Below are 11,899 nucleotides of genomic sequence, written 5' to 3' on the forward strand. Positions count from 1 at the left end.
TTTTATTTCTCACTGACTACATCGAGTTTGCTACTTTTACCTGCAAATAGTGAATCTAGTGCCAAAACAAAAGCTTCATCGGGTAAATAGGCATAAACTCCATTTCCGGGATGTGCTTTGTCTATACCACGTAAGAAGAGGTAATAAATCCCACCAAAGTGGCTTTGGTAATCATAATCAGGGATGCGCTGTTGTAAAAAACGATGTAACGCTAAGGTATAGAGTTGATATTGCAAGTCGTAGCGATGATCCATCATTGCATTCATCATCGCTTCTTGTGTGTAATCCTCACTCGATTCACCTAGCCAGTTCGATTTATAATCCACAACATAATATTTACCCTCCCAAGAAAAGACTAAGTCAATAAAGCCTTTAAGCATTCCTTCTACTTGTTGAAATTGCAAAGCCGGGCAACGTTTTGATAGAGGATCAAACTGGCTAATTAATTGAGTCAATTGGGCTGATGATACCTCTTTCTCAATAGGTAAATAGAATTGTAATTCATCAAGTTGTTGTGATTTTGGGATATCAGCGAGACACAATCCTTGGGTATTAAGAGGTGTATGAAACAGAGTTTCCATCCATGAAACTAAAAGAGGAGCCCACTTTTCATCAAAACCTTGGGCAGTCAATTGTCCTTGCATCCACAGTTCATCAATAGGCTGTGAAAAATCTAATACTTCCAGCAAACTGTGTAAGAACGTTCCTGCTACTGCACCACGAGGGAAATGATGAATCGAATTTTCATCAACCTCTCCTTGTTGCTTCTCACCTTTAGCATCCGTATCAAGCCCCGGTGCGATAGATTGTACCAAGGCCTCAATATCACCTAAGTCAAAATGATAACTACGATTTGAATGTTGATAGGTTAATCCTGAATAACTCGTTATACGCCAGTTATCATGGATCTGGCGTTTAAATATTGCGGCCTCAAGTTTTGTTTCAGCCATTAATTGAGGCTGATAACGATGTGCAGACATATTATCAAGCGTTGTTACACTGATATTATCATCTAATAAAGCATGGATTGATTGATGCAATAATTCACTATTACCTTCTTCGCCTTGCTGTAATAAATACCCTAAAGCATTTTTATGCAGATCGGTAAGCCCTGATTTACGTTTTGTCCCCTTAACAAGAGGAGCAACACCAACATAACAGCAGAATTTTGATCGTGTTAATGCTACATAAAGTAAGCGTAAATCTTCAGCTAAGCGCTCTTCATCCGCTAAGCGCAAACTTTCAGGTCGGCTAAAAATATCTAATTTTGCGTAAAATTTCTCTCTATCATGATAAAGCGCCCCTTTCTGCTCTTGATAATTACATGCAAAAGGTAAGCAAACGATAGGATATTCAAGGCCTTTAGATTTATGGATAGTACAAATTCGCACAAGATTTCGGTCACTTTCCAAACGCATTTGTTGGCTTTCAGACTGCGCATCGGGATGAGAAATTTGTTGTGCTAACCAACGAATAAGGGCGTGTTCACTATCAAGTTGTAATGATGTTTCTTGTAATAATTCACCAATATGCATGATATCTGTAAGCCGACGCTCACCATCAATACTTACAAGTAAATTTTCTGCAATTTGATTATCCATCATGATCTTACGCAACATGGGTAAAACGCCACGCTTTTGCCATAGTACATAATAATCAGCAAATTTCTCTACGTAGCTATTCCAGCGCGCCTCACTGCAATTCAGATCATCAATTTGCTTTGCGCTAAAACCAAACAATCGGCTGGCTAAAGATGCCCTTAATACACGTTCTTTCTCTGGTGTTACAACTGCTTGTAATAACCAAAGTAGATCTTTAGCTTCATTGGTTTCAAATACACTTTCACGATTGGATAAAAACACCGATTGTATTGAAAGCAAATTCAGTGCGTCACGAATAAGTACTGCTTCTCGACGACTACGCACTAACACCATAATATCAGCAGATGTAACCGATTTTTTTGTACCTTGTTCAATCAGCCAAGCTTGTTGCTGATCCCCTGCTGATAACCAATCACGAATTTGTGCAGCACATTGTGCCGCCATGATTTGCTCGTAATTTCCCGTAGAAACACTTTCACCTTCAGCAAGCCAAAAATTAAAAGGAGGGATCGGTTTATCATGGTAAATAAACGCCATATCTTGATTTTTTTCAGCTGAATTTACTTCTATAAAGGGAATATGCTCAAATAAAAATGGGGCATTGGAACGTATAAAAAGCTTGTTAACAGCATTCACCATACCCGGTGCAGAGCGCCAGTTAGTGTTTAATGTGTAGTGATGAGATGTCTGCTTTCTAGCTTGAATATAAGTAAAAATATCCGCACCACGAAAAGCATAAATTGCCTGTTTGGGATCACCGATAAACAACAAACCGCTGTTTTCATGCTCACCATAAATAGCATCAAAAATACGATATTGTTGTGGATCTGTATCTTGGAATTCATCAATCATTGCAACTGGATAGCGTTCACGAATGGCTTGCGCTAAAGCTTCACCATCTTCACGCTTCAATGCTCTATCTAAACGTGTTAATAAATCATCGAACCCCATTTCGCCACGACGCATTTTTTCATTTTCAATACCTTGGCGTATTTCAGGGATCGCGTTGACCAAAATAACATCACGCAAAGTTAGGCTCTGCTTTGTTAATCGTTCAATTTCAACAAAAAGAATATGCTCTGGTGCTGGGCCTTTAGTGGCCTTCTCATTCAATGTTTCTTGAGAAAAACGAACTAAACAATCAGGTAATTGATAGCTTTTCGTTTCTAGTGTTGACGCCCACAAAGTGATTTCTTCAATCCATTTAGGTAAGAAACGACTACTGTAACTACGTTTATCAACACCTGAAGCGGTTATCCATGCTTCAACTTCATGATGATGTTCATTCCAACGAGTTTTAACGTTATTAATTGCTTCGATAACCGCTTGATGACGCTCTTTTACTGATTCATTTTCGCTATCTAATGCCACACCTTCGATTTCAGGCATTTCACCTTGTAAATAAGGCTGTATTTCATAAAGCAGTTGTTCCGGGCCAGACCAAATCTGGCTTACTGCATTAGCAACATCATAAGAAAGTGGATAACAATGACGACGCCAGAAGTCAGCACATACCCGTTTTTTGAGCTCATATTCATCTTGGATCAAGACTTGTTCAAACAAGACTCCTGATTCAAATGCATTGTTCGCCAACATACGCTGACAAAAGCCATGAATAGTGTAAATAGCCGCTTCATCCATTTGGCGTTCGGCTTCTAGCAACCACTGTGCAGCAAGCTCTTTATTAGGGATTTGTTTGAGTAACTCTAGGTACGTATTTTCACTACTTTCAACATCATGACGGATACAGGCAAGTCTTAGTTCATGGATATTTTTACGAATACGTGCTCGTAATTCATCTGTCGCCGCATCCGTAAATGTCACAACTAAAATCTCTTCAACACTGAGAGGACGGTAGAATGCTGACTCTCCGCCTAATCCAAGAAGCAACCGTAAATACAACAACCCTATTGTATAAGTTTTTCCTGTTCCTGCAGACGCCTCAATGAGGCGTCTTTGGTACAGAGGAAGCGTATACGGGTTTAATGGCTGTGCCTGTATCACTTCACTCACTCTTTAATTTCCTCAACAGGTAAAGTTTTTTGTAATTCACTTACTGTGGTGTAACGTTTCCATTGCTTATTTTCTGCATAATCAGCATCTGTGCCATCTTTACCAATAACTTGAGAAACAAAAATAAATCCATTAGGTTTTATAATTGCTTTCTCATAAAACTCAATAGCTTGTTTTAATGTAACCTTATTAAGTTCAGCTAAGAATTTTTCACGACCATCATATTTTAAGTTATTACGATGGAAGTCATTTCGATAAAGAGAAACTTCTTCATAGAATGTTTGAGGTGGCTGTTTAACTTCGGTAATAATAGCTTGTTTATACTGATTAAAATCAGCTTCGTTCATTTTTTTCAAACGTTCGTAAGCTTGCTGATAAAATGCGTTATAGCGCTCATTCAAGTAGACAGGTGGTTTTGCATTACTTTGTAGTAAAAAGCCGATACCTGATTGCTCGCCCATAGTGCCTTGGTAAGCAAATACAGCGTAACCTAGTTGCTCTTCTGTTCTTAATTGATCATAGAACCAAGGTTTGATAACTGAGGCTAGTACTGAAGAAATGGCCTGACCTTCAAGGCGACTATAACCTGTTGGAATATAAAGCTCACCTAACGCGTTATCGGTGCTCTTCGATTTATTTTGGAATTCAACCGCATTTAATTTATTGAATACTAATGTTTCACCAATCCAATATTCTGTGCCCTGATTACCTAATAATTCGTGTGCAGATTTAGCAATATCACGGCTTTGCTCTGGCGTTAAGTTACCAATAATCAGTGCTTGAAGTGCTGCATTTTTAATGACTTCATGGCGATTATCAATAATATCTTGTAGTGTAATTGACTCTAATGCTTTGATTTTATCAGCTTCTTCATAGTACGGGATCGTATTTAATCGGCGAGCCGGCAGCATAGCTGCTTCAAATGCTTTTAAGTTATGAGTCACTTCAAGTTGTTCACGATACCAAGATTTAGCCTGATCTAGCTCTTCTTGAGTTGATTCAAAGCTCATATAGCTTTTTAGTGTTGCATTAACTAATTCTGGTAAATGTTGTGTATATCCATTTATTGAAAAATCAATACCTTGTCCTGATGAGGATGAGATATTCATTCCGGCAACAGAAGCTTGATAAGATAATTCACTTAATGCTAAACCAGCAAGATAGTCAGTTAAGGTTTGTGTCACTTGCTGCTTAACGGTAATGTCTGATTTCTTATTCACTAAACTCAATGTCACACTGGCTTTAGGCTCATCAGAAAAATAGTGTGATGGCATATAAAATAAACGAGCGCTTTTATCTTGCCACAACAATTGTGGTTTGATGATTTTGCTGTCTGCATCAATCAGTGAAAGGTTATCAGGGATGTAAGGGTTAAGTGCTGGCAGTGATAATGAAATGTCATCCGATAATGTTTGCCATGTTTTTAATTGCTTATCCGTGATTTTATCCACCTGATAAGGTGCATTAACAAAATAGGCTTGTTTGTTAGAAGGTTCATTAGGACTTATCACCCAAATACGAGCCTTCTCTGGTGTAAGAGAGTCAAGACGAGAAAGGATCGCTGAAGGTTTATAATTATCAGCAATATAGTCTGCATCTAAGATATTTTTGATTGGATAGCGCAGCATCATATCCGAAATACCTTCTATGTAATTCATATCTCTTACAATAGAGCCATAACGGAATGAGAGATTTAATACATTTGCAATTTCATCAAAGTAACGTCGACTGATACCTTCTGTTTGAATTAAACGAATATACGAAAAGATAGCGGAAATCACTTTGTCTTTTTGCGCTAATCCTTTATCTGTCAATGCGACATAAATCGTAAATGAGCCTTGGTTACGATCGATATAAGGCTCTGAAAAGGCACTTATACTTTCAGCTAAACCTTGATCTTGTAACCACGTTGCCAATGTTCCCGCGCTACGATTACCGATTAAATAGCCAATATATTCATCAGATTTACTACGAAAATCGGCGACATTATTATCAATACCAAATTCAATCTGTAAGGTTTTTTGCGGTAAAGCAGGTACAAGATGGATCATTAACCCTTTTTCTTTATCCGTCATTGCAGGTACTGTCGTGACAGGTACGTCAGCCTTTTTATTCGGGATCCGAGCAAAAGTCTCTGCGGCTAATTTAGATAATTCATCAAGCGATTTATTACTATAAATAACACCATTCATTAAATTGCCAGAATAGTGTGTTTGATAGAATTTAATCAATTCATCTTGAAGCTTACTATTTGGTTTATCACTTAATGTCTCTAGATTCCCCCCCATAAAACGAGAACTTGGATGCGCTGGGTTTAAAGTTTCTGCTCTGACTTGCCAAAAACGCATGCCATCGCGTGCCCGCGCCATTGTTAATTCAGCATTAACTGCATTACGTTCACGATCTGCATTTTTAGGATCAAGTAAAGGTTCAGCTAAAGCATCAGCAAGGCGATCAACCGCCTCATTAATGGCACTATTTTCTACTTCTAAATAGAATGCAGTACGGTAAGTTGTTGTGCTCGCATTATGAGAACCTCCATTCTTTTGTAAGAATTCAGACATACCGCCTGATTGAGGATATTTCACCGATCCCATTAGCACCATATGCTCTAAATAGTGCGCAAGACCTTGCTGACTATCTGGATCTTCTAATGCTCCGACAGGTAATGCAACAGCCGTTAATGATTTAACTGCTTTTTCATCAGAAACCAGTAATACAGTCATTTCATTAGGTAGTTTAATCGCTTGATATTGCCGTGGATCGCTCTCACTTTTTTCAATGCTATCAGGCAATACTTGCCAGAGAGGATCAGCAGCAAAGCTGTTGATACTCACTAGCATCAATAGCAACATGATCCATAGTTGCGAGAAGTATTTTCTCATCTGATATGAACTCCCTTATTTTTTCAGAAATGGAATTATTGGTTTAAATATTGTTAATGCCGTCTGTTTGACCGTTTGTAAAAAAAGTTCGTCTAATTGAGAAAAAGCACGCTGAACATACATGTCACTCATTTCACCATCTCGATTATAGCTATCCGTTAAATGTTGCATCAGCACTAATTCTGCTTTTTCAAGTGTCTCTTCATCATCAAGTAAAAACTCTTGTGAGTTTTTATCATAGCAAGCTTGTAACCAAGCCCAGCCACTTTTCGCAAATAACGCTAATGGGCTGTTTAACCCTTGTTTATAGTCACTGATTAACTTGTCTAATGTTGCATAGGCAAACTCAGGATCAACCGGTAATAAACACCATTGAGTATCTTTTCTACCGTAAAACCGACTTTCGCCAGTACCCTCTTTCAAGCAATAAACTAGGTGCTCAATCCAAAGTTGCAATAAGTCATTAGCTGTTAAGCTGGCAGGCCGCCAACGTAATAAACCATCAGCTTGTACCTCATTTAAACGACCAATCAATGGTATTGCACTAAAGCTTTGCTCTAATGTGACAGAATGTGTGGCTAATCGTTCACTTCTTATCTTTTCAGCTAAAGGAAGTAATTCTTCTATTTGTTGCTCCCAATAGATTTGACCAAATGCGCTCGCAGGAAGTTGTCCTGCTGCTTTAATACGCTCAAACAGTGCTTCTGTTGAGGTTTGCTCAATCAATGCTTTTAATAACCATTGATTCAATAGATAACGTTGAAGCGCATTGATCACAAATGGCTCTTCTTCAGGTAATTCTGTTTCTTCAATAACGAAATTTGTTTTTAATCTTTGTTGGAAAAAAGCACGAATAGGATGACGATAAAAACGTGCCAGTGCATCAACAGAGACTTTATCTATTGTGTCATCATCATTAAGTGGTTCGATAAAACTTTGATGAACCTCCCCTTGTCCACTCGCAGCAGGTAGCCATTCAGAGGCATAAGAACGAAAGGAAGCGCCTATACTGAAATTTTCTTGAGCAAAAGGAACGCGGCTATGTTGTGTTAATAAATGCTGGTTCACACGAATCGCACTGTCATCAACATTGAGTTCACCATCCTCTGGTAAACGGAAATTTTGCCCAATATAATCTTGTAATTCTTTGATTAAGACTGATGGATTACATTCTCGATCGTCACGAATCGATTTTCCGATATAACTGATATAAAGGTATTTTTCAGCTGAGCTAAGCGCTTCAAGGAATAAATAACGGTCATCATCACGACGTTTTCTATCACCGCGACGGCGTTTTTCCGCCATTAAATCAAACCCTAACGGCTGAATATTACGAGGATAAATACCATCGTTCATGCCTAATAAACACACCGCTTTAAAGGGAATGGAGCGCATAGGCATTAATGTACAGAAGTTAATACTACCTGCTAAAAAGCGTTGACTGATTTTTTCATCATCAAACCGTACTGTTAATTCATCACGAATAAGCACTAGCGGAATTTCATTTTGATATTGCGCTTTCAATCCGTTTTCAATCACTTTTTGCCATTGTTGGATAATAAGCGCTAACACTAATTCCGTTTCTTCATCAGACTCAAAAAAGGCATCAACTAATTGTTGCCCAACTTCTAGCCATGCTTCTAATGAACGAGTTTCATTCAAACGTGTACGCCAATCACTTAATGTATAAAGAAAATCAGCGAGATGCCCTGCAAGTTCGGCGACTAACCCACTGGATTCATCATAAGGAAGAACGCCTTTCCAAGGACCATTTTCACTTTCCATCGCGTAGCCAAGCAACATGCGCAGTAAGCCAAACTCCCACGTATTTTTACCCGTAATGGGTAATAAAAATGAAGCCACATTCTCATCATCTAATCCCCAGCGTATACCTGACTCATCCACCCATCGGCGTAGCAGTTTTAATTCACTTTCAAAAATAGAAAAATGCCCAGCTAACGCAGGTACTTCAAGTAAGGCTAACACTTGCTCTGCTGTAAAACGACTTTGAGGAAGTTCTAATAGCGTAATAAAGGCTTGTAATACAGGGTGTGCTTGACGTGCTTTTCTATCTGAAATAGCAAAAGGAAGATAACGTTCTGAAGGCGCATTACCAAATACAGCTTGAATATAAGGTGTATAACTATCAATATCCGCGACCATTACAATAATATCACGCGGTCGTAATTCAGGATCTTGCTCTAACAAATGCAGTAATTGATCTTGTAACACTTCCACTTCGCGCTGTGGACTATGGCTAGCATGAAAAGTCAGTGAATAATCATCTGGCGAAATCACACGTTTATCGTCACTACATTCATAAGTTGCAAGTGTTGTACCCAATTGCGAAAAATTTTCTAAATCAAGGATATCCGCTTGCAAGTGATGAAGTAAATTATCCCTTGGGATCTCAACAAACGCATCCAATACATCGGTATATTCAAGTTCAGAAAGAAAATAAAGATTATCTTTACCTAATTTTCCCCATGATGCTAATAGAGGATTACCGATATTTTGCTCGCCTTCATCATTAAATAACGAAGAGGCATTTTTTTCATCTTTAAACCAAGGCAATTCATGTAATTGCTGATAATGACGTGGTTTTCTACTATTAAGGCGAGCAAGAAATTTAGGATCTTGGATATCTCCCCAATAGTAGCGACAAGGGTTGGTAAAAAGTAAATAGATCTCGGTATGACGTCCTATCGCTTGTAATGCCTGTAAATAAACTTGAGGCAATGCTGAAATTCCACAAATAAAAATACGAGGCGGAAAACAGTGCTGAAGCTCTCCTTCATCTGCATTATTTAATGTAGAGATAAATTGTTGATAAAGATTAGAACGATGCCATTGAGGCTGATTAAGATCTTTTGTGTATTGCTGTAATGCTACCCACAATATTTTTTGCCAACGTTGGTTTTCGCTCAATCCTTCTATTAATTCATCATTTTCCCATGACATTAGCCAATCCGAACGATAAACCAAATATTGGTCAAATAAGTCAGCCACACGCCCAGCTAACTGATGAAGTTTACGTTTATCTTCATCATCATCAAGGTAATGCAGTAAGGGTTTAAATTCTTCATAAGATAAAAATTCAGGAAGTAAGGCCATTAATTTCCATGTCATGGCATCTTTAGAAAAAGCACTTTCTTTAGGTATACCTGATAATACCCGAGTAAACATTTCCCAAATAAAGGTTGCTGGTAATGGGTAACGGATATTAGCAGCAATACCCAAGCTTTCGGCAAGCTGGATTTGTAACCACTGAGACATTCCGGGGCTTTGTACAAGGATCACTTCTTGTTCAAAAGGAGAGGATAGTGGTCTGGTCTGCATAAAGTGCACCATAAGTGACTTTAGTAATGACAATTGATTTGAGTGATATATATGAAACATCAGATCCTCATTTTATTAATAGCATGACCAGTAATACAGCTTTAGTGTGGGTAATGCATGATTGGCAACATAACCTTCTATTTGCTGACAACCTTCAGACTGCAAAAGAGAGCGTGTCATTATTTTTCGATTAGAAGCAAAATAGTCAGGTGATATTTCAGACATTTGTTCAAATAAAACAAAAAGCTCCTGCCCTGCCTGCTGAATTTGAATTAACCGCTGAAAGTCAGCTTTTAATGATTGACTATACCCTATAATAGCGACAAAACTAATATTAAAAAACAGTAGTATAAACATTGTATTAAGTAAAATAGAGCCTCTTTCTGATTTATTTTGGATGTTATCTATAACACACACTCCTTATGCACTAATGGGCAATAATCTAGCCATCCTTTTGGATGTGCAATAATAGATTTATTTTTGTCCTTCGAAAAATCAACCCATTGATAATGATATATTTTATAACCTTTTAAGCTTTCTGCTTGTCCTTGCAATAAGCCTTTTTCCAAAGAGAGCAAAAATAAACAGCTTTTTATTTTAGGATTTGCATGAAAATGGCGGCATTACCATTTATTTAACTGTGACGACGAAATTTCCCAATTCAGCTTTATTCCCCACGCCAATGCGGATTCAGCAAATAAAAAAGCTTGTCGTGCTTGTAATTCTTGCATCACTATTTGTTGAGACTGCCTGTAATAATAAGCAAAACTTCCAAGTGCCGATAAGCTCATAACAATAAACCCCATTACGACAAGTAAACTTGCAAATCCTTGCTCACTTTTATTGTGGATTAAATAAAGACTCATAACGCCGCCACATTCCTTAACCGAATCTCATTCTTATAATGTGACTTCACAGCAGGAGATTGTTTTAAATGAAATTTTAAAGAGACTGAAAGATAAAAAAGTCGTTTATCTTTAATAAGATGTTTCCTTGAATAAGGGCGTAAAATAAACTCCGTCACTTCAATCTCATGACTTTCAAAAAATCGTTGCCACCCTGATGAAGTGCAATCTTGTACTCCTCTTAATTGCTCCAATTGCCCATTTTTAAGCCGATAACCAAAATAGTCACTCTCTTTTGAAGAAGGTGCATCCCATCGACCATTACCGTTTACGTCATAAGCGAAAATAATGCAGGAGTTTTTTTCTTGATAAGAATACTGACTTATTTTTAATGGTGAAGTGTGAAACTTCCTTGACTGCAATGCATGGGTACAATCACCGTAGCAATACCCAGTGCGCCTTAGTTGTGTTTCTAGTACCAATAACCGTTCTCTTAAAAAAATATCTAACTGGTATTGTTGGTAACAATGGATCAGAGTGTTCATTATTTGGGGGTAAGCTCGACTAATACAAAGAAATAGAACCCCACTAATTGCAATGGCAAAAAGACATTCCATCAGCATCATGCCAGATGAAAATAAAAATATTGATCGCTTTAACATGGCGAAAATACCTTAATTGTCTGGCTACATGCTCTTATTCTACCTAAAGATGAAATAACAACTTTCACTTCACCTTCTGAACCTTGAAGTACAAAACTCATTGGTTTTAAAGTTTGACGGATACCCCCAAACGTAAAATTTGAGACTGTTGATTGTTTAAGTTGAATACCTGACGCTAATTGAAAAATCGTTTGTTTTTCAGACAAATGTCGCAAAGGAAAAGGAATAGCAACAACTTGGTTACTGGGCGATAAATGAAGTGATATTTTAATCTTTATATTAAACAATAGCGCTTGTTGTCGCTGATAAGAAAGAAAGGCTATGGTTTCTCGCACACTATGTATCAATTGACGTTGGTGGGTAAATTGCTGATAGGTCGTAATTGATAAATAACTTAAAATCGAAGCGATCACCATGACAATAAGCATTTCAAGCAGGCTTATCCCAAATTCACTCTCTTGTTCAAGTTTTCTATTTAGGCTTATTTCCATGTCACTGTTCATTTTGTTCTCCTTTAGAGCCTGCGATGAGGATGCAGCTAAACCTTTGTAAGG

The 11,899-nt window shown here is 37.8% G+C and carries 6 protein-coding genes and 1 pseudogene; all 7 read right to left on the reverse strand.

All coding sequences use genetic code 11. The features are described 5' to 3' along the window. Window positions 1–2 precede the first annotated feature (2 nt). Complete coding sequence (gene recB, locus NBG71_RS13170) at window positions 3–3,614, reverse strand: exodeoxyribonuclease V subunit beta (protein ID WP_250916915.1); 3,612 nt, start codon at window positions 3,612–3,614, stop codon at window positions 3–5. Next, the gene (ptrA, locus tag NBG71_RS13175) at window positions 3,611–6,499 is read right to left on the reverse strand and encodes a pitrilysin (protein ID WP_219410197.1); all 2,889 of its coding nucleotides are present in this window, start codon (window positions 6,497–6,499) and stop codon (window positions 3,611–3,613) included. Before ptrA ends, recB begins: the two co-directional genes overlap by 4 nt. A gap of 15 nt (window positions 6,500–6,514) precedes the next feature. Then, complete coding sequence (gene recC, locus NBG71_RS13180) at window positions 6,515–9,898, reverse strand: exodeoxyribonuclease V subunit gamma (protein WP_250916916.1); 3,384 nt, start codon at window positions 9,896–9,898, stop codon at window positions 6,515–6,517. A gap of 15 nt (window positions 9,899–9,913) precedes the next feature. Beyond that, entirely contained in the window at window positions 9,914–10,255 is a 342-nt protein-coding gene (locus NBG71_RS13185; RefSeq protein ID WP_226891814.1) for a hypothetical protein, read from the reverse strand. Beyond that, a pseudogene (locus NBG71_RS13190) lies at window positions 10,243–10,704 on the reverse strand (DUF2509 family protein). The gene NBG71_RS13185 and the pseudogene NBG71_RS13190 overlap by 13 nt, the downstream one beginning before the upstream one ends. Continuing rightward, window positions 10,701–11,345, reverse strand: coding sequence for a prepilin peptidase-dependent protein (locus tag NBG71_RS13195; RefSeq protein WP_075671756.1), 645 nt, complete (start codon window positions 11,343–11,345; stop codon window positions 10,701–10,703). Before NBG71_RS13195 ends, NBG71_RS13190 begins: the two are co-directional and overlap by 4 nt. Next, window positions 11,339–11,848 (reverse strand): potassium:proton antiporter, encoded by a 510-nt coding sequence (locus tag NBG71_RS13200; protein WP_238795405.1) that lies wholly within the window; start codon window positions 11,846–11,848, stop codon window positions 11,339–11,341. The genes NBG71_RS13195 and NBG71_RS13200 overlap by 7 nt, the downstream gene beginning before the upstream one ends. Window positions 11,849–11,899 lie beyond the last annotated feature (51 nt).

The organism is Proteus sp. FZP2095 (assembly GCF_023701425.1).
GTDB lineage: Bacteria > Pseudomonadota > Gammaproteobacteria > Enterobacterales > Enterobacteriaceae > Proteus > Proteus cibarius.

What these genes read in the sequence shown, in the direction of transcription:
- ptrA (WP_219410197.1), bottom strand. Translation starts at nt 6,499, where the DNA reads ATGAGAAAATACTTCTCGCAACTATGGATCATGTTGCTATTGATGCTA.
- recC (WP_250916916.1), bottom strand. Translation starts at nt 9,898, where the DNA reads ATGTTTCATATATATCACTCAAATCAATTGTCATTACTAAAGTCACTT.
- NBG71_RS13195 (WP_075671756.1), bottom strand. Translation starts at nt 11,345, where the DNA reads ATGTTAAAGCGATCAATATTTTTATTTTCATCTGGCATGATGCTGATG.
- NBG71_RS13200 (WP_238795405.1), bottom strand. Translation starts at nt 11,848, where the DNA reads ATGAACAGTGACATGGAAATAAGCCTAAATAGAAAACTTGAACAAGAG.